This window comes from Deinococcus carri (assembly GCF_039545055.1).
GTDB lineage: Bacteria > Deinococcota > Deinococci > Deinococcales > Deinococcaceae > Deinococcus > Deinococcus carri.
On sequence record NZ_BAABRP010000010.1, the window covers coordinates 63,859 to 90,715 of the forward strand.

Below are 26,857 nucleotides of genomic sequence, written 5' to 3' on the forward strand. Positions count from 1 at the left end.
GGGTTCTCCTTGTGGCGCTCACCTTTCGACGATAAGCGCAACCTGGCCTTCCAGGCGCAGGTTCTCGGTGAGTTGCTGCAACAGCAGGGCGGGGTCGTGCAGATGCGCGTAATCGCGCAGGCGGGCGGCGGTCAGGGCGGCCACGTGCGGCGCGACCGCCCGTCCGGCCAGCAGGGCCTGTAACCGTTCCAGCGCCACGTGCGGGTGGCCGGTCAGCACCTGCGCGTCCTCGAACCGCAGGAGCCGGACGCCGCGCCCATCCAGAACGAGGGCCGCGTGCTGCTCGCTCCGGCGCAGCAGGCCGCGGCGCACCCGCGAGGCCACGAACAGGGTATGGTGCGTGCCGCCGAACACCAGCCGGGCCTGCTCCCCCAGCACCTGCCGGGCCTGCTGCTGCAACTCGTCCGCATCGAGGGGACGGGTGCGCGCACTCAGGGGATGAGATCCGGTCGCCACCGCCCGCAGGCGACCCTCGCGGGCGCTGTACTCCGTCTCGACCCGCAGCGAGGCGGGGTCCGCGCCCAGCCGCACCGCCTCGTCGCCCACCTCGCGTTCGAGCAGGTCCGCGACGGTGGGGTCCTGGCGGGTGACGCTCCGCTCCCGTTCTACGCGGATAACGGCCAGCGCCGCCCCGATAGACGAAATCACGTCGCTGTGCGGAATGGGCACGAACGGCACCTTCAGCCGGCGGGCGACGACCGGGCCAAGCACGCTGGCCGCGCCCCCACCGCCGTACAGCGGTGTACCGCGCAGGCCATACTCGCGCACCAGGCCCTGCACGGTCCGGGTGAGTTTCTCGGCGCTGGCCTCCAGGACCGCCTGGGCCGCCGCCTCCATCCCGGCCCCCAGCGCCTGCCCCAGCAGGGCGAGCGCCAGCCGGGCGCTCTCGGGGGAGGCGTGCGCGTAGCCCCCCGCGGGAATGGCCCCCAGCGCATTGGCGGCGCAGGTGGGCGTGATGGCGAAGTGGGTGCCGTCCGGGGTCTGCAACACCGCATAGTCCGCCGGGTCACCGGGACTGGGGGCGATCAGCTCGACCCGCGCGCCCGCCAAACGGTCTGCCGGCGTGAAGCTGGAATACGCCAGCCCGGCAATGTGGGCACTCCTGGGTCCCACGTCCTCGATCCGGTGCCCACGCAGGCGCACCAGGCTGCCGCCCGCGACGCCGGCGATGCGGATGTCTGCCGCGCGCAGCCCGGTGGGCACGTCCATCACCGTCATGTACTTCAGGGCGGGCTGCCCGTCTTTGATCACGCCGATGTTCGTACTCGTGCCGCCCACCTCGAAGAACACGCCGTCCATCACCCCGTGCCCGAGGATGGCCCCGCCCAGACTCGCGGCGGGGCCACTCACCACGGTGTGCAGGGGCGTTTCCTCGAAGGCGCGCAGGTCGGCCGCGCCGCCATCGCCCCGCACAATCAGGAGGGGCACGTCCGGCAGGAGGTCACGCACGGCGTCGCGCACGTGCCCGGCGGTGCGGACCATCGTGGGCAGGATGCTCGCGTTGACCACGGCGGACAGGGTGCGCATCTCCAGCCCGTATGCGCCCGACAGGTCACTGCCGAGGCTGACGGGAAAGCCCGCCTCCCGTGCCAGTTCCCCGGCCTCGTGCTCGAAGCGGGCGTCGTCCACGCCGAAGGCCTGCGAGACGGCCACCGCGCCGACGTTCCGGGCACGCCAGTCCTGCAGCACGGCCCGCACCCGGTCCCCGAAGTCTGGCCGGTCGGTCGCCACGAAGGCCTGGAGGGCACGCAGGCCCGCCGGGGGGCGCGTGACGTTCCCGATGCGCCGCTCGTCGCGCGCCTCGCCCAGCGCGAGGATGCCCACCAGGGCGGTGTCGCCCTCCAGCAGGGCATTGGTCGCCTGGGTGGTCGAGTGGGCCACCAGGACGGGGGCCGTCCCCGGCGGCAGGTCGCGCAGCAGCGCGCGCAGGGCCAGCAGGACGCCGCTTGCGACGCCATGCTCGTGGCGGTGGGTGGTGGGCACGTGGGACACCGCGAGGATGTGTCCCCCGGCGTCGAGGGCGACACCCTTGGTAAAGGTGCCGCCCACGTCGATGCCCACACGTGCGGGCAGGATGTTGGCTGGGTCAGGGGTCAACTGGGGGCCTCATACGGATTCCAAAAGGTTTTGAAATCCGAGCAGAGCGAGGAGGAGAGCATACGGATTTCGCGGTATGGAGCCGCCTTGCGGTGCTTTCCCGATTGTTGGGGAATGTGGAGTCGGTCCGCGCCGGACTCCATCAAGAATGCGCCTCGCGTCCGGCCTGGCGTGACCCGCGGGCGCGGAACACGGCGAAGCCCACCACGTAGACCAGGATCATGAGCAGCTGCGCCACCAGCGTTTCTGCCGTGGGATGCAGGCCGGTCAGGGCCGCGACGTTGGGGTCGAGGGTGGGCACCTTCCCGTACAGGTTGGTCACCGGCAGCCAGCCCGCCTCCTGGAAGGCGCGGACGCCGTTGCCCACAAAGGCGACGGCAAAGAGTGCCGTGACGGTGACCAGCACCGGGAAGAGGCGCTGGGTGGGCACCCGGTGCCCCAGGCGGAAGATCACCGCGAACACGGCCACGAGTGCGAGAACGGCCAGCGCGATGCCCAGGTACATGTACCCCAGGACCGGGCCGCTGGCGACCGCGAGCGCCTGGTAGAACAGCACCGTCTCGAACCCCTCGCGGTAGATGGTCGTGAAGGTCACCAGCGCGACGGCACCCAGGCTGCCGCTCTGCACTGCCTGGGAAACGCGCGCCCGCATGAATTCCGCGCTGCGCTTGCGGTCCCCCTGTTGCAGCATCCAGAACGAGAGGTAGAAGAGGATCACCACGGCAATGACGCTGGTGATCGCGCTGATCAGCTCGCGCGAGATGGGCGCGATGGAAAGCAGGTAGGTGGCGGCGAACCACGTGACGGCCGTGGCGGCGAGGGCCGCGCCGGCTCCCCACCACACCCCGCCCCGCAGGCGGTCGTTGCGGGTGCTGACCAGGTAGGCCAGGATCGCGGCCATCAGCAGGGCCGCCTCCAGCCCCTCGCGGAAGAGGATGGTGAAGCCCCCGGTCGCAGCCAGGGTGGGGGCCAGCACGCCCGTGCCGTTCACGATGCTCTCGGCCTTGCGCAGGCTGTCGTCGATGTCGCCCGCAATCTCCCGCAGCTCGCCGAGGCTCGCCCCGCTCTTCATGCCGTTGCGCAGGTCCGCGAAGCGGTACTCCATCTCCAGGATCAGGTCCGGATTCAGGACGCGCAGGGGCGGCTCGGCGTACTCGAAGTGGTCGAGGTACGCGGCGCGGGCGCTGCGGAAGGCCGCCTCCCGGTTGCCGCCCGCGTACTCGCGCAGACTTTGGGTCACCAGATCGTGCGCGGTGCGGAGTTCCGCCGTCACGTCCACCTGTCCGGGCGCGGCACGGGCCACGCCCAGCAGGGCCAGGAGCAGGATCAGGAACCGGTTCATGGCTTACTCTCCCAGCAGGGCGCGGGCCTTTTTCAGGTCGGTCAGGGCGGCGTCCACCGCCGCGTTGAACTTCGGCGCGCTGGGCTTGCTCTTCAAGAGGGCGCGCAGATCCTCGCGCAGGGTCTTTTCGAGCTTCGTCTCCAGGGCCTGATCCTTTTTGGCCAGGGGGCTTTCCAGGTACTCGAAGTTCTCAAGGTAGGCGTCGATCAGGGCCTCCTCGGCGTCGTCCAGCATGCCGCCCGCGTAGTGGCCCTTGGCGGCGGCCAGCAGGCGGTCGATGTTGGCGAAGTACGTCGCGTTGCTGCTCTTCGCGGCCTGCTCCACGCCGCTGATCTCCGCGAGTTCCTCCCTGGCCTGGTCAATGGCCTTTTCCAGGGCCTTCACGTCGCCCTTGCGGGCAATGACGGCGGCGGCGTCACGCAGCGCCGCAGCCGTTTCGTCCCGCTGGTGCTGGGGGAAGCTGCGGGCGCTCCGGTCGAACCAGGTCCGGGCGCGGGCCACGTAGTAGATCGCGTCCTGGTACTCGGCGAGGTTCGTGACCTTGCCGCCCTGCACACCCTCCTCGTACTCGTGCTCGGCGTTTTCCAGGATCTGGGCAATCACCTGCGCGGCGAACTTCGGATCGTTCCGCGTGGTGCCCAGGGTCGCCAGCGCCGCGTCCACGTCGGCGTAGAAGGTGTTCATGACCTTCTGGTACTCCGCGTAGGGCTTCCTGGCGGCCAGGGTCTGGTTGATGCGGGCGTAGTCGGCCAGGAACTTCTGCTGCAGGGCGGGCGTCAGGTCGCCGCGAACCGCCGCGTACAGCTCGTTGGCGGGATGCTTGGCGTGCTTGGCCGCCATCGTCAGGTCACCATTGCGGTAGTTCAGCAAGCTGGCATCGTAGTGCCCGCGCATCTGCTCCAGGGTCACAGCGAACTTGACGGAGTCTTTCGGGGCCGCCAGAGCAGCGCTGGAGAGGGCCAGACCGAGGAAGATGAACGAAGCGCGGCGAATCATGGTGAGCACTCTATGAAGCAGCTTCTCTAAAGTCAACCAATCCACTCGGAATTGTTAGGATAACTTGGGGAGGCCGGAGCTTCTGTGGGTGGTCGCCCAGGCGAGGCCCCTCGGGCAGCCCTCGGTGGCTGAGCCGACAGTGCGCCCGAATTCTGCAACTCCTCAGTCTGGGAAGAGAGGGGCCGGGAGGGCGGGGCGACCGTCAGAGAGGGGCGGGAAGGGCGCTGGGCAGGCCGTCCGCCCAGCGCAGAGGGGCGGCGTGCAGTTGCCTGCGGGTGCGTTCCTCGTTCCAGGCGTGAAAGATCAGGATGTCTTCGCGGCCGCGCTCCGTGACGCTGGCGTGACCGGGGCCGCGCAGATGTCCGGCGCTCCGCAAGACGTTCGCGCCGGGCACGGGTTCGGTCCAGGGGCCGAGCGGGTGGTCCGCGACGGCGTGGCCGACGCCATACGTCTCGTTGGTCCAGGCCCCCCCCGAGTACAGCAGGTGAAAGCGCCCGTCCCGGAACAGCACGAAGGGACCTTCCAGGGTGTGCCAGTCGTAGATCGCGCCGTACATAGTGCGGCCCCGCTGGTACACCTGCCAGTCGCCGCTGGCCCGCAGGATGGTCCGCGACTCACCCAGCCGGGTCATGTCATGCAGCTCTGCCACGGCCAGCACGGTGCCGGGCCGCTCGCCGGTCAGGTCGTCGCGGGCGTGGAACAGCCACCACGAGCCGTCCGGGGCCTGAAAGGGATGCGGGTCGATGGCGAAGGGTTCCTCCGGCGTGAGGTTCAGCCCCAGGTCGGTAAACGGCCCGAGCGGATGTGCCGCCGTCGCCACCCGCAGGTGATGGCCCTTGTCGCCGCGTCCGACCGAGTAGTACAGGTAAAAGGTGCCGTCCGCGTGCGCCACTTCCGGTGCCCAGTAGTCCAGCGCTTCCGGGCGCACCGGCTCCAGCACGCCCCCGTGTGAGGTCCAGTGGACCAGGTCGGGCGAGGACAGCACCTCGAAGGCCCGCACGCCCGCCTGACCGTTCAGGCCGGTGCCGTAGGCGTAGTACGTGCCGTCAACGTGCAGTACGAAGGGGTCGGCGAAGTTGCCGGGGTAGAGCGGTTCCTGGGGAAGCGGGCCGGATGTCGGTGGCTGATTCGTTGGTGTCTGGGTCATCGGTCAAGCCTTTTCAGAACGGGGGGTGTGCCGGACATCGGGGCGGCTTTCCACCTCCTGAGGCCGGTTCATGGCGTCGGTGCCCGCTGCGGCGTGAGGGTGGGTCCCGCCACCTTCACCTTGCCGCCCCCGAACGTGACCGGGTCCAGGCGCAGGCTGCGGTGGCCCACGGCGTCCCCGATGCGCCCGGCGGTCCAGGCGTGGTAGGCCAGCCAGGTGCGCCCCGCGCCGTCCGTCACGACCGACTGGTGCCCCGGTCCGGCCACTGCGCCCTTGCTGACCAGCACCGGGTTTTCGGGGGCCTTGCGGTACGGCCCGGTCACGCGCGGGGCGGTCGCGTAGCCCACCGCGTACAGGTCACTGTCGAAGGGACCCGCCGAGTACAGCAGGTAATACACGCCGCCCGAGCGGTAGAGCGTCGGGGCCTCGATCACGTTTCCCTCCCAGAGCTGGAAGTTCCCCATCAGCGCGGTGGCCTTGCCCGTCAGCCGCAGGCCGTCGGCGCTGAGCGGCTGGAGGTAGATGTTCGTGGCCTGGTTGCAGCAGTTGCCGTCGTTCTTCCACAGCAGGTAACGCCGGCCGTCCACGTCCTGAAAGGGGCTGGCGTCGATGCTGCCGCCCTCGGCGGTCTGACAGACCAGCGGCTTGGCGGACGTGTCCCGGAACGGCCCGGCGGGCGAGCTGGCCGTCGCCGCGCCGATGCACTGGCGGCCACTCGCGCGGTCCTGCGCGGTGAAGTACAGCACGAGGCGGGTGCCGACCCGCGCCACTTCGGGTGCCCAGGTGCGCCCCCCCTGCGCCCACTCCGGCAGCACCGGCAGCGCGTCCCCCGCCCGCTCCCAGCGGACCAGATCGCGGCTGACCGCGTGCGGCACATTGTCGTTGCCGCTGTTGGTGGAGTAGGCGTGATAGATCTTCCCGACTTTGAGGATGAACGGGTCGGGGAAATTCTCGTCGATCACGGGATTGCGGAAGGTGGTGGGGGAGGAGGTGGGCCGGGTTGCCCCTGCACCACGTCCGTCCGCCAGCGTCGCGGCGGGGGTCAGCAGCGCCCCCAGCGTCAGGGCGAGGGCCAGCCGGGACGGCCGCTTCATTCCTTCAGCCCCGTCGTGGAGAGGCCCGCTTCCAGGAACCGCTGCGCGACCAGATAGGCGATCAGCGCGGGTACCGCCGCCAGCGTCGTCGAGGCCATCAGCTTGCCGTATTCGGTCACGTAGCGCTGCGAGAAGGTGGTGATGCCCACCGGCAGCGTCATCTTGTCCACGTCGGTGACGGTAAAAAGGGGCCACAGGAAGTTGTTCCACGACCCCATGAAGGCGAACACCGCCAGCGTGACCAGCGAGGGAATGCTCAGCGGCAGGATGATCCGCCAGAGGATTTGCAGGCTGTTCGCGCCGTCGAGCCGCGCGGCTTCCTCCAGCTCCCGCGGAATGCCCATGAAGAACTGCCGCAGCAAAAAGACGCCGAACACGCCGCTGAGGCCGGGCCAGATCAGCGCGTGGTACGAATTGATCCAGCCGAAGTTCAGCATCATGATGTAGGTCGGAATCAGGGTCACGATGCCGGGAATCATCAGGCTCGACAGGATGAACCAGAACCAGGCGTTGCGGCCCCGGAACTGCATCCGCGCCAGCGGATAGGCTGTCAGCGCGCACAGCAGCACGTGCAGCACCGTGAAGGCCAGCGCCACGAACAGCGAATTGCCGGTCCAGCGCAGGATGTTGCCGTCGGGCGAGGTGAGCACCGACACGTAATTCTCGAAGGTGACGTGCCTGGGAAGCCACTGCACCGGCGAGGAGATCGCGTCCGCCTCGGTTTTCAGCGACGTGCTGATCATCCAGTACACCGGGGCCAGGAACACCAGCGACAGCAGGCACAGCAGGAGAAAACGGGGCAGGTCACGCGGCATCCGGCGGCGCGGTGCGGCAGGCCGGGCCGGGGTGGGGGCGAGGTCGGTCATGCGCCTCCTTCACGCACGTCGCGCGCCATCATGCGGAACTGCGCGGCGGTCAGCACCAGCATCACGAGGCCAAAGGCGAACCCCATCGCGGCGGCGCTGGAATACTGCGCGTTGGTGAACCCCTCCTCGGTGATGTACTGAATCACGCTCTGGGTGGAGCGGTTCGGCCCCCCGTTGGTGATGATCAGCGATTGCCCGAACAGCTGGAAGGACGCCAGCGCCGTCGTGACCACCACGAACAGCGTGACCGGAGCCAGCATGGGCACCGTGATGAAGCGGAAACTCTGCCAGGGCGTGGCCCCGTCCAGCGAGGCCGCCTCGTAGAGGCTCAGCGGCACGTTGCCCAGCGCCGCCAGATAGAGCGTCATGTTGAAGCCCACCGTCCACCACACGGTCCCGACCACGATGGGCACCCAGGCCAGCCCTTCGGTGGAGAGCCAGGGAATCGGCGGGGCGTGGAACAGGGCGTCCCGCGCCGCGTTGACCAGCCCGATCTGGTTGTCGAAGAGCCAGCGCCACAGGATGCCCATTACCGAGACGGTCAGGATGCCGGGCATGAAGAACACGGCCCGGAAAAACGCCCGCCCGAAGATGGGCCGGTGCAGCAGCAGGGCCAGCCCCAGCGCCGCCGCCACCAGCAGCGGCACGCTGACCAGCGTGAAAAAGGTCGTGTTCCAGAGGGTCTTCCAGAAGAAATCGAACTGCGGCGTGCCGGGCGTGAACAGGTTGCGGTAGAACTCGCCGCCCACGAAGGGCTGCTGCCCGCTCAGCAGGTCCCAGCGGTGCAGGCTGATGTACAGCCCGTAGCCGATGGGATACACCGTGAACACGAAAAACAGCACCGCGTGCGGCAGCAGGTACAGGTAGGGTTCCAGGTTCAGGCGGCGGCGCGGGACCGGGGCGGGGGCCGTGGTGGTCTGTGCGGGTGTGGTCTGGGCCGGTGGACTCGGGGTCGCTGGGGTGACGGTCATGGGCGGGGACCTCGCGCGGGGTGACGGGAGAGCAGCGACGGGGCGGCCCGGCCCCACGACCACGCCGGAACGGGGGTGAGGGGGCCGGGCCGCCCGCCGGGCAGGGTTACCGGAAGTTCTTGCGGGCCTGCTCGATCTGCTTGTTCGACTCGCGCACGCCGTCGTTCAGGGCCTGCGTGACGGTCTTCTTGCCCAGGTAGGCGGCTTCCCACGCCTGATCGAAGGGGGCCATCACCTGCCCCACCCAGGGGTAGCCGCTGGTGGCGTACACGCTGTTCAGGCGGTCGAAGATGCCGCTGATGGCGGCCTTCTCGAACTGCGGGTTCTTCGCCACGGCGGGCTGGGTCGGCAGACTGCCGGTACTCGTCCAGGTGAGATTCTGCGCGGGTTGCGACAGCCACGACATGAAGACCAGCGCGGCCCGGCGTTTGTTGGCGTCGTACCCGGCGCGCTGTTTGGGCAGGGTGAGGTGGCTGGAGCCGCCCCAGGCCGCGTCCCGCACGTTGCCGCCCACGCGCGGCAGGAAGGTCACGCCGAAATTCATCTTCTGCCCCTCGAAGCGGTCGAGGTACCACTGACCGCTGGGGAAAAAGCAGACCTTGCCCTGGCTGAAGGCGGCCAGCTCGGCTTCCTCGGTGCTGTTGGGGCGCGCCACATGCTGCTTTTGCACCAGATCGACCAGAAACTGCACGGCGCTGACCGCCTGCGGCGAGTTGAAGGCCGCGTTCTGGTTCTTGTCCACCATCGACCCGCCGTTTTGCAGGATGGCCGCGTAGGCCGCCCGCGACCCGACCCAGTTGTTGTAGAGGCTCACGCCCCAGGTGTCGAGGTTCTTGGGGTCGAAGCCGGCCTGCGTAGCGGTCTTGCCGCTCTTGTCCACCGTGCATTTCTGCGCGGCGGCCAGAAACTCGGCGCGGGTGCGGGGGGGCTTGGCCGGGTCCAGCCCGACCTTTTTCATCAGGTCCTTGTTGTAGAACATCACGTAGGCGACGCTCGACACCGGCACCCCATACGACTGCCCCTGGTAGTCCGCCGTGGCGAACAGCGGGCCGAAAAAACGGCTCCTGTCTATGCCCGCCGCCTTCATCTCGGCGGGGGTCAGGGGCGAGACGGCCCCGCGCGCGATGAAGCCAGTGATCTGGTCCTCGTTGATGACGGTCACGTCGGGCGCTTTGCCCGAGGCCACCAGCGAGGGCAGCTGCTGCCAGGTGGTCGCCCAGGGCTGCGCCTGCGCGCGCACCTGGATGTTGGGGTGCGTGTCGTTGAACTTCTTGATCAGCCCTTCCATGACGGGCCGGTCGGGGCCGGTAAAGCCGTGCAGGAACGTGAGGGTGACGTTCGGGCCACTGTACGTCTGGGCGCTCGCGGTGCCGAGGGCCAGCAGGGCCAGCAGCGCCGCGGTGCGGGGGGAAGTGGTTCGGGCCATGACGATGAACCTCCTGGGGAAGCGTGACGACGCGGCGCGCGAGGTCAACGGGACAGGGCCGGGTGAAGCTGGCCCCAGGTGCGCCTTACTGTATGTTCATCCGGCAGCCTACACCCCCCCCAGAAGGGCGTCAATTTGATTTGAGGACGTTCAAGGGAATCTGAGGCATGCGCGGAAACCCCGTTCCTGACGCACTCCTCGTTCTGGCCGGACCCGGTACCTCGGCACGGTGGAACTTCCGGAGTGAACGGCCCCACCGTCCGGGGGTTCTCTGCTCAGGGAGCAGTGGGGGCAGTTGCGGCGGTTTTCGCGGAGGCTGAAGGCGAAGGACACCCTGTATCATGGGGAGGCCAAGCAATCCAGCCGTTGGTCCCACGCCTGCCATATCCACGGGTCAGGGTCCCAGCGAATCCTCTCTGATTCGAGTCATTGACCGGAGGCGCAGCGAATGATGAACGCGAGAAAGCTCTTGCTCGGCCTGGCCCTGGCGGCCGGCACGCAGGCCAGCGCCGCCACCCTGGTGTACGGCGCGGGGGGCGAACCTGTCACGCTGGAAAGCGGGAACCTGAACGACACCAATTCGGCCATCGTGCAGAACCAGATCTACGACACCCTGACCAGGGTCCGGCCCGGCACCACCACCCTCGCGCCCGGCCTCGCCACCAGCTGGACGCCGAACGCCGACCGCACCGCCTGGACCTTCAACCTGCGGCGGAATGTGAAGTTCCACGACGGCACGCCCTTCAACGCCGACGCGGTCGTGTTCAACGTGAACCGCTGGTGGGACCCGGCCTTCGCCAGCGGTTACCGGCCCCAGAAAACCTGGGAAAGCTGGCGGCTGATCTTCGGCGAACCCAGGGGCAAGGACAGTGTGCTGAAGAGCATCCGCAAGGACGGCGAGTATCAGGTGACCTTCCTGCTGAGCCGCCCGCTGGCGAACTTTCCGGAGATGATCAGCGTGAACTTCTTCGGGATCGCCAGCCCGGCGGCGGTGCGAAAGGCGGGGGCGAGCTACGGCACGCCCGGCGCGGGTGCGGTAGGCACCGGCCCGTACATGTTCCGTTCGTGGACGAGCGGTGCCCAGATCAACCTGGCGGCCAACCCCAGTTACTGGGCCGGAAAGCCCAGGAGTGACACGCTGCTCTTCCGCTTCCTCAAGGACCCCAGCGCGCGGCTGAACGAGCTGAAAACCGGAACGGTGGATTTCGCCTGCGACCTGAACCCCGACAGCCTGAAGGCGGTGCGGGCCGACAAGAACCTGACGGCCGTGCTGCGCCCCAGCTTCAATGTGGGGTTCCTGAGCCTGAATGTCCGGCAGGAGCAACTGAAGAACGCCAAGGTACGCCAGGCGATCAGCATGGCCCTGAACCGCAAGGCCATCGTGGACGCCTTCTGGGGCGAACTGGGCGTGGCCGACAACAGTTTCGTGCCGCCCGCCCTGGCCTGGGCCAACAGCAAGAAGGTCGCCGCCACCGCCTATAACCCCGAGGCGGCCAGGAAGCTGCTGCGGGAAGCCGGGTATCCCAACGGCTTCACCCTCGACCTGTGGTACATGCCCGTGAGCCGCCCCTACTTCCCCACGCCCAAGCCCATTGCCGAAGCGATGGCCGCCGACCTCGCGGATATCGGCATCAAGGTGAACCTGAAGACCGAGGACTGGGCCAAGTACCTCGAGGACCGCAACAAGGCCCCCGGCTTCGACATGTACATGATCGGCTGGAGCGGCCAGTACGGGGCACCGTCCAACTTTTACGACGCCTTCTACGGCCCCGGCGGCACCCAGGATTCGGGGTTCGACAACGCGCAGGTTCAGGACCTGCTGACCCAGGCATCCTCGGCCAAGAGCAGGGGCCAGCAGGCGGAGCTGTACGCCCGCGTGCATGAGCTGACGAACGCGGCGGCCGTCCGCATTCCCATCGTGCATTCCCGCCCGCTGTGTGCGGCGCGCAGCAACCTCACGGGCTGGGTGCCCAACCCGGCGAACAGCGAGCAGTTCTGGACCATCACCAAGAAATGACCTGATACGGACTCCGATTGAAGGGTTTACTTGTAAACCTGAAATCCGAGCGGACTTGCAAAGCTGCGAAGCAGAGCGAGTAGGAGAACATACGGCCTCCGCGGTATGGAGCAGCAAGCGGTGCTTTCCCGATTGTTGCGGAATTTAGCGGAGGCCGTATGAGGCGCGGGAAAGGGCCGTCCTCTAGCGTGGGCGGCTCTTTCCTTTGAACTGGAGATGCCGTGCGAGTCTTTGAGCAGCAGTTCCCATCCGAGATCGAGTCCGTCCTGGCCCTGCTGGAGGCATGTGCGTCACAGCCCGACCGCCTGGAACTCTGGCTGTCCGAGTCGCGCGAAGTTCGTGCCAGGCTTCAGGCAGACCTGAGACACCGCTTTCCCGGGTGCGAGCTGCGCGTCCATGCCGCGTACAAGCCGCTCGCCTGCGAGGTGTTCGAGGTTCACCTGCCCCTCTGGCAAGCCGCGCCGCCCCGGCACGTTCACCTGCGGTTCCCCGTGCTGGACGGGGAGCATCCCGAACGCTTCCTGATCGAGGCCTATCCCCTGGCGGGCTGGCTGGACGACCTCCGGGTCCGGTTCACCCACGAGGGTTACGCCGCCGACCACTACGAGTTGGTCGTGGACGGGGAGTTGACGCGGGTAGAAGTTCCCCTGCGCGGGGCCACCGATGCGCTGGGACGCCCGTGCCTGCGGCCCACGGCGCGGGTGGACATCGTTCAAGGGGAGGGGGCGACCACCCGGCTGGTCCTGACCGACGCCGAGCGCTGCTGGGACGCCTACACCGCATTTCTGAAACGCTTCCCGTGGCCGCAGCAGGCCCCCTTCTTCGGAGTGCTGCGTGTCGCGGCCGAACTGTCCGAACCCGACGAGCCGCTTGCCTACGGGCACGAGCGGGCCAGCCTGACCGAGGGGCTGAGCGAGGACCTGTATTTCGGCACCCTGGAATACTTCCAGGACCGGGCGGGTGTGCCGCTGGGGAGCCGTGAACTTCCGGTGGGCCAGATCGTGCCGGTGGTGAAGGCGGTGCCGGGCGGTCCCTGCCGCCTGACCGTCGACCTGCTGCCCTTGCCGCAGGCGGCGGCCTCATCCGGGGCTGCGCCCCCACTCGCCACCCTGGATCGCCCCCTCCGGGTGGCCGAGGTGTACCACCTGACGCGGGAGTGGCCGGACCCGCCGACTTTCCACAGCGTTCAGGGGCGGCCCATTCCCACGCTCCGGCGTCCAGGCCGGGGGTCGGGCGTCCTGATCAGTGGGGGCCAGCACGGCAACGAGGCCACGGGCGTCGCCGCGGCCCTGCTGGCTGCTGGCCAGCTTGCCAGTCCCCTGCCCCTGGGCTTCATTCCGCTGGAGAACCCGGATGGGGCGGCCCTGTTCGAGGAGCTGCGCGCCGTGGCCCCCGAACACATGCACCACGCCGCCCGCTACACGGCCCTCGGTGACGACCTGGAGTACCGCCAGCCGCCCTTCGGGGAAGCGGATGCCCGCTGCGCCTTGGCCCGTGAACTGAACGCCGCGCTCCACGTGAACCTGCACGGCTACCCGGCGCATGAATGGACCCGGCCCTTCTCCGGGTATGTCCCGCGCGGCTTCGAAGCCTGGTCGCTTCCCAAGGGCTTCGTGCTGCTGGTGCGGCACACCCCGGAACAGTCGGAGCAGGCCAGGAGGCTGGCGGAGCAGGTCTGCCTGGACCTGTCGGGGCAGCGCGCGCTGATGGCCTTCAATGAGCGGCAACTCCGCGTCTATGAGTGTCACACTGCCGCCCGTCCCTACCAGATGATCCACGGCACGCCCGTCATGCTGGCCGAGGTGGAGGGAATGCTGTGTCCCCTGACGCTCCTGACCGAGTTCCCCGACGAAACGGTGGAAGGCGAGCGGTTCCGCCTGGGCTGCACGGCCCAGGGACAGGTGATTGAAAGCGCGGTTCGGTGGTTGGAGGGCGAAGCACTTTCCTCCCCGCGCCCAGCCGTCGGTGACGGGCGGAAGTAAAAGAGGGCCTTCCCAGGAACAAACTCACGCTCGCGCCTTGCACGAGAAGGTCGGCCGCGTTGAGGAGAGCGGTTCCCGGCGGTCATGTCTCCTCCAGAGGCTCACTCGTGGCGCAGCGCCTCGATAGGAGTCAGGCAGGCCGCTCACCGGGAGGCCCGCGCCCACGCGGCTGGAGTCGCTGACAGTCCGCCCGGCGCAAAATGTCTGCCCCGACGTATGCTAAGGTCACATCTCACTCATGCTGATGTCACGTCTGAAACAGGCTACGCAGGACCAACACCAGGAGGTCGAAGCCTTGATGCCGGTCATGCAGCCCTCCCTGTCTCTGGAGGCGTATGCCCGGCTCCTGCGGCAGCTCCAGGGCGTGGTGGAACCGCTGGAGGCCAGGCTGCTGACCCTGACACTGCCCGCGCCTTTCGGAATCGGCCTCCGCCTGAAGAAAGCGCCCCTGCTGATGCGTGACCTGGCCGCGCTGCCCGCCACCCCACCCGTCCGTCTCGCCCCCCCACCGCTGGCGGGCGTGCCCGAGGCACTGGGGGCGCTCTATGTTCTGGAAGGGGCCACGCTGGGAGGTCAGGTCATTACCCGCCACCTGCGGCGACATCTGGGCCTCACGCCTGAAAGGGGCGGTGCCTATTTTCACGGCTATGGTCCGGACACCGGGCGGATGTGGCAGGCCTTTGGCGAGGCGATGAACCGCTGGGGCACGGTAGGCGAGGAGGCGCGGGTGATCGGGGGCGCGCAGATGACCTTTCGGGCATTCGGGGACGCCCTGCGCAGAGTGCCGGCATGACGGGGGGCGGCCCGGCGGACCTGCTGCCACCGACCTATCTGGGCGGGCCGACGATAGACACCGACAACTGCGACCGCGAGCCGATCCATATCCCCGGCAGTATTCAGCCGCATGGGGCGCTGCTCACCGCGGACGCGCAGACGCGGCTTGTCCTCCAGGCCAGCGCGAACACGGCAAGGCACCTGGGGCACCCTCCAGATGCGCTGCGGGGCGCGCCGCTGACCACCCTGCTGCCGGAGGCGGCCCTTCAGCCCCTGCTGGCGGCCCTGCCTGCCGGGTCGCCCGACCATCTCCAGTACCGTGCGACGCTGGACCTGCCTGCGGGACGCACAGCCCTGACCGCGCACCGGGTGGGAGACCTGCTGGTGCTGGAGTTCGAGGCCAGCGAGGGGCATGACCCCACTGGCCCGCACGCCCTGCGCAACGCCGTGTTCGCGCTGGAAAGCGCGCCCTCGCTGGCCGAGCTGGCGGAGCGGGCCGCCGCCCTGGTGCGGGAGATCAGCGGCCTGGACCGCGTGATGGTCTACCGCTTTGCCGAGGACGCCAGCGGCGAGGTGATCGCCGAGGCCCGCCGGGAGGACCTGCCGCCCTTCCTGGGTCACCGCTTTCCCGAGTCGGACATTCCGGCGCAGGCGCGGGCGCTCTATGTGCGGCACCTGCTGCGCCTCACGGCGGACACGCAAGGGGTGCCCGTCCCGCTGGAACCCGTGCTGAACCCCCAGACCGGCCAGCCCACGCCGCTGGGTGGGGCCGTGCTGCGCGCGACCTCGCCCATGCACCTCCAGTACCTGCGGAACATGGGCGTGGCGTCGAGCCTGTCGGTGTCTATCGTGGTGGAGGGGCGGCTGTGGGGGCTGCTCTCCTGCCATCACCTCACGCCGCACGTGGTGCCCCCCGAAACCCGCACCGCACTCGAATACCTGGGCCGGTTGCTGAGCCTGCAGGTCCAGGTCAAGGCGCGGGCAGACACCGACGCCTTCCGCGCGCGGCTCCAGGCCCGCCACGCCCGGCTGGTGGAGGCCACCGCGCACTCGCTCGCGCCGCTGGACACCTTCGCCGACGAGGCGCTGGACCTGGCCGGGCTGATGCGGGCGGGCGGCGTGATCGTGTTCTTCGAGGGGCGCTGGCGGGCCGCGGGCCTCACGCCCGAACCCGCCCAGGTGGAGGCGCTGCTCACGTGGCTGCGCACGCGGGAAGGCACCCTGTTTCACACGGACGCGCTGCATGAACACTGGCCCGCAGCGGCCGACTTCAGCGACCGGGCCAGCGGCCTGCTCGCCGTCAGTGTCGGGAACGGCTGGTCCGAGGGGGTGGTGTGGCTGCGCCCGGCGATCACCACGACCGTGGCCTGGGGCGGGGCGACGCCGGAGCAGGCCAAGGGCGGGCTGGGGCCGCGCCAGTCCTTCGACACCTACGTGGAAACGGTGCGGGGGCGGGCCGAACCCTGGCACCCCGGCGAACTGGAGGAGGCCCAGGACCTCCGGCGTGCCCTGACGGCGGCCCTGGGCGAACGGCTCAGCGTGGTCCGGGAGCTGAACACCGCCCTGGAGCGCGCCAACGCTGAGTGGCGGCAGTACGCCTTCGTGATTGCCCATGACATGCAGGAACCGGTGCGCCTGATCACGCAGTTCGCGGAGCTGTTCCACCTGCGTTACCGCGATCAGGTCGACGAGGGTGCCGAGCGCATGATCCGCTTCCTGCTCGCGGAGACGGCGCGGTTGCGCGGCCTGACCCACGACCTCCACACCTACACGGCGCTGCTGTCGGCCCCACCGCCCGTCCGCCGCCCCGTGGCGCTGGGGCAGGTGCTCCGGGACGTGCTGGAGACGCTGGCCCCCCAGATCAGGGACACGGGGGCCGAGGTCCGGGTGGCCGAACCCCTGCCCACCCTCCACGCCGACCCGGCCCAGTTGCGTGACCTGCTGCTGCACCTGCTCAGAAATACCCTCACCTTCGGCGGCCCCAGGCCCGGCGTGGAGGTGAGCGCCGAACGTGTGCCGGGCGCATGGAATGTCACGGTGCGGGACCAGGGGCCGGGGATCGCCGCGGAATACCACGAGAAGGTCTTCGGCCTGTTCCAGCGTCTGGGCCGCCGCGAGGATTCCCCCGGCAACGGCATCGGGCTGGCCCTGTGCCGCAAGATCGCCGAGCGGCACGGGGGCAGCCTCCACCTCACGTCCCTTCCGGGGCAGGGCAGCGCGTTGACCCTGCACCTGCCCGACCCGGAGGAAGGCCCCCATGCCGGCTGAGCAGGTGCGGCTGCTGCTGGTGGAGGACAATGCCGCCGACGTCTTCCTGATGGAGGCTGCCCTGGAGGCCGCTACGTTGCCCGTCCACCTGACGGTCGCCCGGGACGGCGTGGAGGCCCTGGCGCAGCTGGAGGCCGACAGGGCCGCAGAGCGGCTCCCCGATCTGGTCCTGCTCGACCTCAACATGCCGCGCCTGAACGGCTTCGAGGTGCTCGCCGCGCTGCGGGCGGACCCGGCCCTCGCGTCCCTGGTCGTGGTGGTGTTCACCACCTCCAGCGCAGAAACCGACGTGCGGCGGGCGTACGCCCTTCAGGCCAACTCCTATGTCAGCAAGCCCGCCACCCTGGACGAGTTCCTGCACCTGGTCCGCCTGCTCGAAGCGTACTGGTTCGGGGCCGCCAGCCTCCCCAGCACCTATTCGGCCTGAGCAACGGTGAGCGCCGGCACGCCGAGCTGCGCGAGGATGTCCAGGCCCAGCTCGAAGCGGCAGGTCTTGAGGGGGTCCACCACCTGGCTGATCTGGAGGTGGCCGGCGGCGCTCAGCAGGCCGATGGCGTCGGCGCGGGGCAGCCCCGCCTGGGTCTGGAGGAAGGCACTCATGTGCTTGGTGGCGAGGATGGCCGCCTCGTCGAGCGTGAGGGCGCTGGCGATGGTGTAGAGGTGCGTGGCGGTCTGCACCAGCGGAAGCGGCCAGGCGCAAGCCTTGACCACATGGGCGCGCAGGGTCACCCGGCCGGGCACCTCCAGCCCGCAGACACTGACCTCCCCGTCGCCCATGCCGGCGTGCAGGTCACCCAGCGCGAGCAGACCGCCCTCGACGTTCACCGGCAGGACCAGCAGGCTGCCGGCCCGGATCACGGTCGTGTCCATGTTGCCCCCGTGCGGGCCGGGCGTGCCGTTGGGAACAGGAGTATCGGCCGGGGCGGTGCCGATCACGCCGATCATGGGGCGCAGCGGCAGCCGGACGCCGTGCAGGGTCACCTGCCCGTCCTCGATGGGATAGACGCGCACGCTGGGCTGCTCCAGGGCGTCACCCTCCACACCCAGACCGGGGCCAGTCACCATCACCGCCTGGTCCCCGACCTGAATGTCCAGAATCTCGATGGCAAGCGCGTCGCCGGGCTGGGCACCCTCGATAAACACTGGGCCGGTGGCCGGGTTGACCCGGTTCCAGTCCAGCGCCGTGAAGGCCGCCCGCGCGTCCTGAATCTGGTCCTCGAAGCAGTCGCGGGTGTGAAAGACCAGGGTGCTGCCGTCCGGCACCCGCAGCACGGGCGGATTCTCCCGGTCCATCGCATAGACCAGGTGCTCGCGGGAGACATCGAAGGTTGTCATGGGTCCCTCCTTTGCCCGCTGGCGCGGGGAGTGGATGGTGGGGCGGGGCAGGGAGACAACGAGAAAGCCTGGACCCTGCCGCCGAGGGGAAGGGGCCTTTTTACGGGCGGAGGAACTGCTTGACCACGACCACCACAGCCAGCCCGATCAGGGCAACCAGGGCGGCCACGGCGACGCGGCGGTCGGTGCGCCACCGCGTGACGACCACGACCAGCGCGGCCAGGGCGGGCACCGCCATCATGAACCACACGCCCAGGTCGACCAGCCCCGGCACGGCCAGACTGAGCGCGAGGACCGGCAGCGCGAGCCAGAAGCACGCGGGGTACAGCCAGGGGGGCAGCACCGGGGGTTCGGTGTGGGGCGCAGGCTCCGGTGCGCCGGGCCGGCTCATGCGTGCCCCCAGTATTTGATCAGCAGTTGCGCCGCCGTGAACACCAGCAGGAGCGAGAAGAAGATCTTCAGCGCGCGGTCGGGAATGCGCTTTTGCAGCCCGGCCCCGGCGCGGGCACCCACCAGCACGCCCAGCGCCACCGCGCACGCGAGCCGCGCGTCCAGCAGGCCCCCCGCCTGATAGATCAGGGCGTTCGCCACCGCCGTGAGGCCCATGATGAAGGTGGAGGTGGCGATGGCCTGCCGGATGGGCAGCCCGCCCAGCAGATTCATGACCGGCACCTGCACCGTGCCGCCCCCGATGCCCAGCAGGCCGCTCATCACGCCGGCAAAGGTCATGGCGGGCAGCATCAGCGGGCCGCTCGCGCGTTCGGCCTCCACCCGGCGCAGGCCGCGCACCAGGGTGAACGCGGAATACAGCAGCAGCAGGGCGAACACGGTGGCGACCGCCCGCGCGGGCAGCACCAGGCCGAGCAGGCTGCCCACCGTGCCGCCCAGGATGGTGTAGGGACTGAGCAGATACCCGGTCCGCGCCCGTACCAGCCCCTGCTGGAGATACGCCGCGGCCCCCGAGAGGCCCACCGCCAGCACGCTGAACTGGCTGATGGCGATGGCCTGACTGATGCTGATGGGATGCCCCAGATGCGGCAACGTGAATTGCAGGGCGGGCACCACGACCACCCCGCCCCCCAGGCCCAGGATCGCGCCCAGCACGCCCGCCAGCAGCCCGATGGCGATGGTCGCCAGCAGCACGCTCACAGCCGGCCTGCCCCTGAACGCGCCATCAGAACGCCGCCACCTGTCCGTCGGCGCGGCTCTCGCTGCCGCCGGTCAGTACGCCCGTTTTCGGGTCGCGCCAGATGATCTGCCCCCGCCCGAAGGCATTCGGATTCAGTCCCACCCGGACCTCGTGCCCCCGCGCGGCCAGGGCGCGGGAGAGCGGCCCCCCGAGTTCATGCTCCACCTCCACGACCCGGCCCTGGAGCCACTGCCAGCGCGGGGCGTCGAGGGCCTGCTGGGGATTCATGCCGTAGCGGACGGTATTGAGCACCACCTGCACGTGGCCCTGCGGCTGCATGAAGCCGCCCATCACGCCGAAGGGGCCGACCGGCGTGCCGTCGGTGCGGGTCAGGAAGCCGGGGATGATGGTGTGGTAGGGCCGCTTGCGGGGAGCCAGGACGTTCGCGTGTCCGGCCTCCAGGTTGAAGTTGTGCCCGCGGTTTTGCAGCGCGATGCCGGTGCCGGGAATCACCACGCCGCTGCCGAAGCCCATGTAGTTGCTCTGGATCAGGCTGACCATCTGCCCGTCGGCGTCGGCGGTGGTCAGGAAGACCGTGCCGTGCGCGTTCGGGTCGCCCGCCTCCGGCTCCAGGGCCGTCTCCCCGATGCGGGCGCGGCGGGCCGCCAGATAGCCCTCGCTCAGCAGCCGTTCCACGGGCACGTCCACATGCTGCGGGTCGGCGATGTACTTCTGGGCATCGGCAAAGGCCAGCTTGATCGCCTCGATTTGCAGGTGCAGGCCCCAGGAGTCGTCGCGGTGGTCCGGCAGCTCCAGGCCGTTCAGGATGCCCAGCGCGATCAGGGCGGTGAGGCCCTGCCCGTTGGGCGGAATCTCGTGAACGAGGTGGCCCCGGTACTCGGTCCGAATCGGCGTGACCCACTCGCTCTCGTGCGCGGCGAGGTCGTCCAGGCGCAGCAGGCCCCCGGTCGCCTGGGCGTGGGCGTCCATCTGCCGGGCGAGGTCGCCCTCGTAAAAGGCCGCGCCCTGCGAGGCGGCAATCTGCTCCAGCGTGCGGGCGTGGCCCTCCGAGGCCCAGACCTCGCCCGCCTGCGCCCCGAAGCCCGGCGGGGCAAAGGTGTCCAGCCAGGCGGCGAATTCCTGCCCCTCCCGCCGCCGGTAGGCCTGGGCCGCGCGCCGCCAGTTCTCGGCCAGAACGGGGGAGAGGGGGTAGCCGTGCCGGGCGTAGTGGACAGCGGGCGCGAGCAGCCGCTCGAACGGCAGGCGGCCGAACCGCGCGTGCAGGTCGGCCCAGCCGCGCGGCGCGCCCGGCACCGTCACCGGGAGCCAGCCGTAGGCGGGCAGTTGCCCGTCTGCCAGCGCGCCCAGGCCGAGCAGCGCGGGCGAGCGTCCCGAGGCGTTCAGGCCGTGCAGTTCGCCGTCCGCCCACACCAGGGCGAACAGGTCGCCGCCGATGCCGTTGCTGGTCGGTTCCACGACCGTCAGCGCCGCGGCGGTGGCAATCGCCGCGTCTACCGCGTTGCCGCCCTCCCGCAGGATGAACAGGCCCGCCTGGGCGGCGAGCGGCTGGCTGGTGGCGACCATGCCCTGCCGGGCGATGACGGGGTGCCGGTAACTGGAATAGGTGTTCAAGGGCGAGTCTCCTGAGGGGGGCAGTCGGGGGGGCAGCAGCGGGCGGTCAGTGGCGGGCGCGCGGATCGAGGGCCTCGCGCAGGCCGTCGCCCAGCAGGTTAAAGGCGAGCACGGCGAGGAAGATCGCGGCACCGGGAAACAGGGCCATCCAGGGGGCGTCGGACAGGTAGCCGCGCGCGGCGTTGAGCATCGAACCCCAGCTCGGGGCCGGAGGCTGCACCCCCAGGCCCAGGAACGACAGGCTGGATTCCGCCAGGATGGCATTGGCGATGGCGAGGGAAGTCTGCACGATCAGCGGCCCCGCGATGTTCGGGAGCAGGTGCCGCAGCAGGACCCGCCCATCGCGGGCACCCAGCGCCTGCGCGGCCTGCACGTACTCGCGTTCGCGCTGCGCGAGCACCTCGCCGCGCGTGATGCGGGCGAAGACGGGCGCGGTCACGATGGCGATGGCGATCATGGTGTTCTGGAGGCTGGGTCCCAGGATGGCCGCCAGGGCAATCGCCAGCACCAGAAACGGCAGGGCGAGCATGGCGTCCACCAGGCGCATCAGCACGTCGTCGAGCCAGCCGCGCACGTATCCGGCGATCAGCCCGATGGCTGTGCCGGAAACCAGCGCGAACAGCACCGAGACCAGCCCGGCACTGAGGCTGACCCGCGCCCCGTACATCACGCGCGAGAGGATGTCGCGGCCCAGTTCGTCGGTCCCGAACAGGTGCGCGCCCGAGGGCGGCGTCCGCAGGTCCGTGAAGAAGATCTTGGTGGGGTCGGCGGGCGCGAGCCACGGCGCGAACAGGGCCGTCACGCCCAGCAGGGCCAGCGCGACTGCCCCGGCCACCGCCAGTCTGTTGCGCAAAAAGCGCTGGAGCGCCGGGCTGACGCGTCGGCGGGTCACGGGGGGAGAAGTCAGGGTCGTCATCAGCTGTACCTGATCCGGGGGTCGGCGGCGGCGTAGCCCAGGTCCACCAGGAAGCTCACCAGAAAGACGGCCACGGCGGACACCAGCACCATGCCCTGAATCACCGGCAGGTCGCGCGTGAACACCGCGTCCACCAGCAGGCGGCCAAAGCCGGGAATGCTGAAGATCTGCTCGGTGATGACGGCCCCCCCCAGCAGGCCGCCGAGTTGCAGGCCGAACACGGTCAGAAAGGGAATCAGGGCGTTGCGCAGGGCGTGTTTCAGCGTGACGCGCCGCGCGGGCAGGCCCTTGGCGTGGGCGGTGCGCACGTAGTCCTGCATCAGGGTTTCACTCAGGCTGGAGCGCAGGTAGCGGGTCAGGACCGCGCCCGAGTGAACACCCAGCGTCACGGCGGGCAGCAGCAGCAGCAGCAGGTTGCGGGCCGGATTCTCCAGCAGGCTGGTGTAGCCGCTGGCGGGAATCCAGGCCAGCCGGATGCTGAACAGGTAGATCAGCAGAATCCCGAGAAAGAAGTTCGGCAGGCTGATGCCCGAGAGGGCCAGCAGGGTCACGCCCTGGTCCACCCAGCTGCCCCGCCGCAGGGCGCTGAGCAGGCCCGCCGGCAGGGCAATCAGCAGCGAGATCAGCATGGAGAACACCGCCAGCTCGATGGTCACGGGCAACTTGTCCGCGATCAGGCTGCCCACGCTGGTGTTGTCCTTGAGACTCGCGCCGAAATCCAGATGCAGGACGCTGCCCAGCCAGCCGACGTACTGCTGGGCCAGGGGCCGGTCGAGTCCCATCGAATGGCGCAGTTCGGTGAGGGCCTGCGGGGTGGCCTCCTCGCCCAGCATCAGGCGGGCCGGGTCGCCGGGCAGGAGCTTGACCATGCCGAACACCAGCAGGGTCACGATCAGCAGGGTGGGAATCGCCGAGAGCAGTCGGCGCAGCGCGAACACCAGCAAGGGCGTCTCCTTCTCCAGCATGTGGAAGGGCGGCCTGGACGCCTCAGGCAGGGTCTCAGCGTCCAGGCCGCGCGGGCCAGGTACCTGGTTCAGTCCGCGTCTATTTCAGGTCCACGTCGCTGAAGCGCAGGATGCCGTCCGGGATGGGCTTCAGGCCCGTGACACCCGCCGCCGCCCCGACCAGGTTGCGCTGGAAGTAGACGAAGGTATAGGGCGCGTCGTCGAGGATCTTGCCCAGCGCCACGTTGTAGGTGGCGACGCGGGCCGACATGCTGGTCTGGGCGCGGGCCTTGGCGAGCAGCGCGTCCACGGTCTTGTTGCTGTACCCGGCCTGGTTGTTGCTGCCGCCGGTGGTAAAGAAGTCGAAGATGTTGCCGTCCGGGTCGGGGCGGCCACTCCAGCCCAGCATCAGGGCGTCGAAGTCGCGCTTGTCGGCGCGGTCGAGCAGGGTGCCGAACTCGACCTGTTCAATCTTGGCATTGATGCCGGCCTGCGCGAACATCGCCTGATACAGCTGCGCGGTCTGGGTGGTCACGGTTCCCGGCGTGGTCAGCAGCGTGAAGCTCAGGGGCTTGCCGCCCAGCTTCTGTTTGGCGAGGTTCAGGTCCGGCCGGCTGACCTTGATGGCCGAAGAGTAGGCGGGGGTGCCCTGCGGGAAGGGGCCGGCCGCCGGCTCCACGGTGTCGTAGAAGATGGACTTGGCCAGGGCCTGACGGTCGATGGTGGCCCCCACCGCCTGACGGAAAGCCTTGTTGTTGAACGGCGGGCGGGTCACGTTGAACCAGATGCCCTGGAAGCCCAGGCCGGGGTAGTTCAGAACCTTGAACTTGGCGTTCTGGGAGAGCTTGCTCACGTCCTTGGGATCGATGGGCGTCATCACCTGGATCGCGCCGGACAGCAGGTTGGCGTAGCGCACGTCGCCGTCCGGGAAGGGCCGGTAGACCAGCTTATCGATCTTCGGCGCGCCGCCCCAGTAGCTCTTGTTGGCGCTCAGGGTGATGTTGTCCTGGCGCTTGCGGCTGGTGAAGCTGAAGGGACCACTGCCCACCGGCGCGTTCTGGAAGTCGGCCCCGGCCTTCTTGACGGCGGTGGGCGAGACGATCATGCCCGCGCGGTCACTCAGGACCGCCAGCAGGGGACCATACGGCTGCGAGAGGGTGATCTGCACGGTCAGCGGGTCGATCACCTTCACGTCCTTGACGCTCTTGAGTTCACCCTTGCGGACCGAACCTTCCAGGGTCATGTTGCGGTCCAGGGTGTACTTCACGGCGTCGGCGTTCAGGGGGGTGCCGTCCTGAAACTTCACGCCGCCGCGCAGTTTGAAGGTGTAGGTCAGGCCGCCGTTCGTGATTTTCCAGGAGGTGGCCAGCATGGGCACGATCTTGAGGTTCTGATCGAGGTCCACGAGCTTGTCGTAGATCTGGTTCATCACCTGACGGTCGACCAGGGCGCTCGACAGGGCCGGGTCGAGCCGGGGCGGATCGGCGTCGAGGCCGACGGTGAGGGTTTCGGCGGCGGCGCTGCCGATCAGCGCGGCGCTCAGGACCGACAGGCAAAGCGACAGGAAGGGTTTACGCATGGTGGTCTTCTCCTTTTTGCCTCTGAAGGCTCGACGTGGCGTGTTCACGAACGCTGATCAGGTGGCGCAGCATGGCCTGACGGGCTGCTGCCGGAGAACCGCGCGCAATGGCCTGCGCGACGGCGGCATGCTCCTGAATGGTGAGCTGCGGCTGGTCGCCCAGCACCTGATCCCGCAGGTCCCGGAGCAGCGACCGCAACGTGTCCAGCACGCCCATCACGATCTCGTTCCCGGCCATCTGGGCGATCAGGGTATGGAACTGGAGATCCTCGTGGCTGAGTTTGACGTTCTGCCGGGCCGCCTCCTGCTGCGCCTCGATGGACGCGAGCAGACCCCTCACCTGCTCCGGGGTCGCGCGGGCGGCCGCGTGCGCCGCCACCTCGGGTTCGATCATGCGGCGGAATTCCAGCAGGTCCTGCACGTTCTGAGCGGTGCGGGCAAGCATGCCCTGGAAGGGTTGCGTGAGGTGCGCCGCGGACGGCTCGCGCACATACACGCCGTTGCCCTGCCGCGCCTCCAGGTGGCCCAGCACCTCCAAGCGCGCGATGGCGTCGCGCAGGCTGGTCCGGGAAACGCCTATCTGCTCCGACAGGACGCGCTCGGCGGGGAGGCGTTGGCCGGGTTGGAACCCGCCGCGCACGATCAGGGCCAGGAGTTCCTCCGCAACACTGGCGGTCAGTTTCTGCCGCTTGATGGGATAAGCCGTCATGGACCTCCTGAGGCTGGAGCAGCGCGGATGGTTTTGGTCTGGTGGTCCTACCAATTTGGGGTGAGGTCAGGGTACGCTTCCTTCCCAGCCTCCCCCGGGACCTGTCTAGAAAGCGGCAATGTAACGGAGCGCCGCGCCAGGGCATCGGCAGGCTGGACGTGGCGAGGAACCACCGGCTCACTTCGGCGCGCACGCCCCTCAGCACGAGCAGGGCAGAAAAGCCTGATGGTCTGGGCCGAGGGCATGACAAACGCACGACAGCTCCGGGCGGCCACGTCCGTCTCCCTGCGTAAACCAGTACACCAGACCAACCTGGAGAAAGAACGTCTGAAACGTCATTCTTGTAACATCCGCCCGCCAGCGTCAACGACCGCGAAGGTGCCCAGGGGACAGGCTAATGGTTCGAATCCAGCCGAGTGCACCAGAAAAAACCCCGCCTGGAGTGGGGCTTTCTGGTTGTTCTTCAGGATTGCCAGCCCGCTGTGCCCGGAAGTTATCCCCGCCTCCCGGGGTCAGGGGTCCAGGCCTGCCTGGTGTGCGGTTCCGCCGCCGGGGTCCTCCGGGCTGGCGGGACACAGGTACTGATTCAGGGAAACGCCTGCCGCGCTCAGCTTCAGTCCGGTGAGGGTATGCAGCCGCGTTTCCGGGGATGTGTCGCGGCGCAACCGCGCCAGCACCGCCTCGTATGTCGAGGGATCCAGCCCGAGGGCCGTGTGGGCCTGCCGCACCCGGTGTGACAGCTCGCGCTCACCCGGCCCCGCCGCCGGTCCGGACAGGTACACGTTCAGACCCACCCGCCCGGCCGGGTCGTGCGAGAGGTACAGCATCACGCCCCGCTCGGGATAGTGCGCCGCGCCGCCCAGCAGCACCTGGATGAACGTCCGCAGGGCGTCCGGCGGGTCGCAGCGGGCCGCGAGCCGTTCGAGGCGCACGAGGCTCAGGCCCTGGCACGCCCGGAAGTACCACTTGGCCTTGCGTGCCCCGCCCCCGCCGTACTCCACCCCGAGCAGGGCCGGACACAGCCCCACCGGCACCAGGCGCGCCACAGCGTCGAGGTGGGCGACGGGGACCACGGCCGCCAGCGCCCCCAGAACGGCCCGGACGCCTCCCGGCACCTGCCGCCGGAAGGGCGTGAGGTTGTAGTACACCCGCAGCGTGTCGGTCCCGTCCGCATGGTGCTGGGGGGAGAGCCACATGCCGAAGCGCACCCCGTCCCCGCGCAGCACGTCCGGCCCCAGCAGGACATTCGCCAGCGTGTCGTGCGCCGGCACCGAGGCGTGCAGGCCCAGGTGCAGGAGGGCGTTTCGCGTCGTCCCGTCGCGCACCCGCGCCGACACCGGCCGCCGCAGATCCCCGGCATCCACGATGTAGCGCACCTGCGCGCCGCCGGTCCCCGTGCTCACCGCGACCTCAAGCGGCAGGCCGCCTGGGGTCAGGGTCGAGCGGCGTGGGCCACCCGCGCGGGCGGCCGTCGGCACGTCCCGCGTCAGAACGTGCAGGAGTGCTCGGGCCTGCGCCTGCCGTGCCCCCGCCGCCCCCAGGCCCAGCACGTCCCCGACGGCGCATACCGCGCGGTCAAAGGGGCGTGCGCCTGTGCTCAGCTTGTCGCCTGTGGTCATGCTGCCTCCTTGGG

The 26,857-nt window shown here is 69.3% G+C and carries 22 protein-coding genes; 5 read left to right on the forward strand and 17 right to left on the reverse strand.

All coding sequences use genetic code 11. From position 1 onward, the window contains the following. Positions 1 to 18: 18 nt before the first annotated feature. From ABEA67_RS12920 to ABEA67_RS12955, 8 genes are all read right to left on the reverse strand, one after another. Positions 19 to 2,097, reverse strand: a complete 2,079-nt coding sequence (locus ABEA67_RS12920; RefSeq protein WP_345465775.1) for a hydantoinase/oxoprolinase family protein — start codon at positions 2,095 to 2,097, stop codon at positions 19 to 21. A 142-nt stretch (positions 2,098 to 2,239) separates the two neighbouring features. Next, entirely contained in the window at positions 2,240 to 3,439 is a 1,200-nt protein-coding gene (locus ABEA67_RS12925; protein ID WP_345465778.1) for an FTR1 family iron permease, read from the reverse strand. A gap of 3 nt (positions 3,440 to 3,442) precedes the next feature. Continuing rightward, a complete protein-coding gene (locus ABEA67_RS12930; protein WP_345465780.1) occupies positions 3,443 to 4,435 on the reverse strand; it encodes a hypothetical protein in 993 nt (330 codons plus the stop codon). A gap of 202 nt (positions 4,436 to 4,637) precedes the next feature. Then, complete coding sequence (locus ABEA67_RS12935) at positions 4,638 to 5,582, reverse strand: glycoside hydrolase family 43 protein (protein WP_345465783.1); 945 nt, start codon at positions 5,580 to 5,582, stop codon at positions 4,638 to 4,640. A 68-nt stretch (positions 5,583 to 5,650) separates the two neighbouring features. Then, positions 5,651 to 6,676, reverse strand: coding sequence for a glycoside hydrolase family 43 protein (locus tag ABEA67_RS12940; protein ID WP_345465785.1), 1,026 nt, complete (start codon positions 6,674 to 6,676; stop codon positions 5,651 to 5,653). Further along, a complete protein-coding gene (locus tag ABEA67_RS12945) occupies positions 6,673 to 7,542 on the reverse strand; it encodes a carbohydrate ABC transporter permease (protein WP_345465787.1) in 870 nt (289 codons plus the stop codon). Before ABEA67_RS12945 ends, ABEA67_RS12940 begins: the two co-directional genes overlap by 4 nt. Beyond that, a complete protein-coding gene (locus tag ABEA67_RS12950; RefSeq protein WP_345465789.1) occupies positions 7,539 to 8,513 on the reverse strand; it encodes a carbohydrate ABC transporter permease in 975 nt (324 codons plus the stop codon). The genes ABEA67_RS12945 and ABEA67_RS12950 overlap by 4 nt, the downstream gene beginning before the upstream one ends. A 106-nt stretch (positions 8,514 to 8,619) precedes the next feature. Then, a complete protein-coding gene (locus tag ABEA67_RS12955) occupies positions 8,620 to 9,939 on the reverse strand; it encodes an ABC transporter substrate-binding protein (RefSeq protein WP_345465791.1) in 1,320 nt (439 codons plus the stop codon). Positions 9,940 to 10,390: 451 nt separating this feature from the next. Between ABEA67_RS12955 and ABEA67_RS12960 the strand changes: the two genes are divergently transcribed. From ABEA67_RS12960 to ABEA67_RS12980, 5 genes are all read left to right on the forward strand, one after another. After that, positions 10,391 to 11,956, forward strand: a complete 1,566-nt coding sequence (locus tag ABEA67_RS12960; protein WP_425557198.1) for an ABC transporter substrate-binding protein — start codon at positions 10,391 to 10,393, stop codon at positions 11,954 to 11,956. A 221-nt stretch (positions 11,957 to 12,177) separates the two neighbouring features. Beyond that, positions 12,178 to 13,938 carry a M14 family metallopeptidase gene (locus ABEA67_RS12965; RefSeq protein WP_345465795.1) on the forward strand — a complete coding sequence of 587 codons (1,761 nt, stop codon included), beginning with the start codon at positions 12,178 to 12,180 and terminating at the stop codon, positions 13,936 to 13,938. A gap of 244 nt (positions 13,939 to 14,182) precedes the next feature. After that, positions 14,183 to 14,731 carry a biliverdin-producing heme oxygenase gene (locus ABEA67_RS12970; RefSeq protein ID WP_345465797.1) on the forward strand — a complete coding sequence of 183 codons (549 nt, stop codon included), beginning with the start codon at positions 14,183 to 14,185 and terminating at the stop codon, positions 14,729 to 14,731. Next, complete coding sequence (locus tag ABEA67_RS12975) at positions 14,728 to 16,980, forward strand: ATP-binding protein (RefSeq protein ID WP_345465799.1); 2,253 nt, start codon at positions 14,728 to 14,730, stop codon at positions 16,978 to 16,980. The genes ABEA67_RS12970 and ABEA67_RS12975 overlap by 4 nt, the downstream gene beginning before the upstream one ends. Next, complete coding sequence (locus tag ABEA67_RS12980; protein WP_345465801.1) at positions 16,970 to 17,407, forward strand: response regulator; 438 nt, start codon at positions 16,970 to 16,972, stop codon at positions 17,405 to 17,407. The genes ABEA67_RS12975 and ABEA67_RS12980 overlap by 11 nt, the downstream gene beginning before the upstream one ends. On the opposite strand, the gene ABEA67_RS12985 is transcribed toward ABEA67_RS12980, so the two are convergent. The 9 genes from ABEA67_RS12985 to ABEA67_RS13025 form a co-directional block, all read right to left on the reverse strand. Then, positions 17,395 to 18,315 carry an acetamidase/formamidase family protein gene (locus ABEA67_RS12985; protein ID WP_345465802.1) on the reverse strand — a complete coding sequence of 307 codons (921 nt, stop codon included), beginning with the start codon at positions 18,313 to 18,315 and terminating at the stop codon, positions 17,395 to 17,397. The genes ABEA67_RS12980 and ABEA67_RS12985 overlap by 13 nt on opposite strands. 100 nt (positions 18,316 to 18,415) lie before the next feature. After that, a complete protein-coding gene (locus tag ABEA67_RS12990) occupies positions 18,416 to 18,706 on the reverse strand; it encodes a hypothetical protein (RefSeq protein ID WP_345465804.1) in 291 nt (96 codons plus the stop codon). Beyond that, positions 18,703 to 19,458 carry a sulfite exporter TauE/SafE family protein gene (locus ABEA67_RS12995; protein WP_345465879.1) on the reverse strand — a complete coding sequence of 252 codons (756 nt, stop codon included), beginning with the start codon at positions 19,456 to 19,458 and terminating at the stop codon, positions 18,703 to 18,705. Before ABEA67_RS12995 ends, ABEA67_RS12990 begins: the two co-directional genes overlap by 4 nt. Before the next feature lie 31 nt (positions 19,459 to 19,489). After that, positions 19,490 to 21,028: a gamma-glutamyltransferase family protein gene (locus ABEA67_RS13000; protein WP_345465880.1), complete on the reverse strand. Its 1,539-nt coding sequence runs from the start codon at positions 21,026 to 21,028 to the stop codon at positions 19,490 to 19,492. 94 nt (positions 21,029 to 21,122) lie between these two features. Further along, positions 21,123 to 21,968 carry a nickel transporter permease gene (gene nikC / locus ABEA67_RS13005; protein ID WP_345465806.1) on the reverse strand — a complete coding sequence of 282 codons (846 nt, stop codon included), beginning with the start codon at positions 21,966 to 21,968 and terminating at the stop codon, positions 21,123 to 21,125. Positions 21,969 to 21,991: 23 nt separating this feature from the next. Further along, positions 21,992 to 22,957, reverse strand: a complete 966-nt coding sequence (locus ABEA67_RS13010) for an ABC transporter permease (RefSeq protein WP_345465808.1) — start codon at positions 22,955 to 22,957, stop codon at positions 21,992 to 21,994. A gap of 79 nt (positions 22,958 to 23,036) precedes the next feature. Next, positions 23,037 to 24,515: an ABC transporter substrate-binding protein gene (locus tag ABEA67_RS13015; protein ID WP_345465811.1), complete on the reverse strand. Its 1,479-nt coding sequence runs from the start codon at positions 24,513 to 24,515 to the stop codon at positions 23,037 to 23,039. Then, positions 24,508 to 25,224, reverse strand: coding sequence for a FadR/GntR family transcriptional regulator (locus tag ABEA67_RS13020; RefSeq protein ID WP_345465813.1), 717 nt, complete (start codon positions 25,222 to 25,224; stop codon positions 24,508 to 24,510). Before ABEA67_RS13020 ends, ABEA67_RS13015 begins: the two co-directional genes overlap by 8 nt. 512 nt (positions 25,225 to 25,736) lie before the next feature. Then, positions 25,737 to 26,843, reverse strand: coding sequence for a hypothetical protein (locus ABEA67_RS13025; RefSeq protein ID WP_345465815.1), 1,107 nt, complete (start codon positions 26,841 to 26,843; stop codon positions 25,737 to 25,739). Between the last annotated feature and the right edge of the window lie 14 nt (positions 26,844 to 26,857).

Coding starts and splice junctions, on each gene's coding strand:
- ABEA67_RS12930 (WP_345465780.1), bottom strand. CDS start 4,435: ATGATTCGCCGCGCTTCGTTCATCTTCCTCGGTCTGGCCCTCTCCAGC.
- ABEA67_RS12935 (WP_345465783.1), bottom strand. CDS start 5,582: ATGACCCAGACACCAACGAATCAGCCACCGACATCCGGCCCGCTTCCC.
- ABEA67_RS12990 (WP_345465804.1), bottom strand. CDS start 18,706: ATGAGCCGGCCCGGCGCACCGGAGCCTGCGCCCCACACCGAACCCCCG.
- ABEA67_RS12950 (WP_345465789.1), bottom strand. CDS start 8,513: ATGACCGTCACCCCAGCGACCCCGAGTCCACCGGCCCAGACCACACCC.
- ABEA67_RS12960 (WP_425557198.1), top strand. CDS start 10,391: ATGAACGCGAGAAAGCTCTTGCTCGGCCTGGCCCTGGCGGCCGGCACG.
- ABEA67_RS12975 (WP_345465799.1), top strand. CDS start 14,728: ATGACGGGGGGCGGCCCGGCGGACCTGCTGCCACCGACCTATCTGGGC.
- ABEA67_RS12940 (WP_345465785.1), bottom strand. CDS start 6,676: ATGAAGCGGCCGTCCCGGCTGGCCCTCGCCCTGACGCTGGGGGCGCTG.
- ABEA67_RS12985 (WP_345465802.1), bottom strand. CDS start 18,315: ATGACAACCTTCGATGTCTCCCGCGAGCACCTGGTCTATGCGATGGAC.
- ABEA67_RS13010 (WP_345465808.1), bottom strand. CDS start 22,957: ATGCTGGAGAAGGAGACGCCCTTGCTGGTGTTCGCGCTGCGCCGACTG.
- ABEA67_RS13020 (WP_345465813.1), bottom strand. CDS start 25,224: ATGACGGCTTATCCCATCAAGCGGCAGAAACTGACCGCCAGTGTTGCG.
- ABEA67_RS12945 (WP_345465787.1), bottom strand. CDS start 7,542: ATGACCGACCTCGCCCCCACCCCGGCCCGGCCTGCCGCACCGCGCCGC.
- ABEA67_RS13015 (WP_345465811.1), bottom strand. CDS start 24,515: ATGCGTAAACCCTTCCTGTCGCTTTGCCTGTCGGTCCTGAGCGCCGCG.
- ABEA67_RS13000 (WP_345465880.1), bottom strand. CDS start 21,028: ATGGTCGCCACCAGCCAGCCGCTCGCCGCCCAGGCGGGCCTGTTCATC.
- ABEA67_RS12955 (WP_345465791.1), bottom strand. CDS start 9,939: ATGGCCCGAACCACTTCCCCCCGCACCGCGGCGCTGCTGGCCCTGCTG.
- ABEA67_RS12970 (WP_345465797.1), top strand. CDS start 14,183: ATGTCACGTCTGAAACAGGCTACGCAGGACCAACACCAGGAGGTCGAA.
- ABEA67_RS13025 (WP_345465815.1), bottom strand. CDS start 26,843: ATGACCACAGGCGACAAGCTGAGCACAGGCGCACGCCCCTTTGACCGC.
- ABEA67_RS12925 (WP_345465778.1), bottom strand. CDS start 3,439: ATGAACCGGTTCCTGATCCTGCTCCTGGCCCTGCTGGGCGTGGCCCGT.
- ABEA67_RS12980 (WP_345465801.1), top strand. CDS start 16,970: ATGCCGGCTGAGCAGGTGCGGCTGCTGCTGGTGGAGGACAATGCCGCC.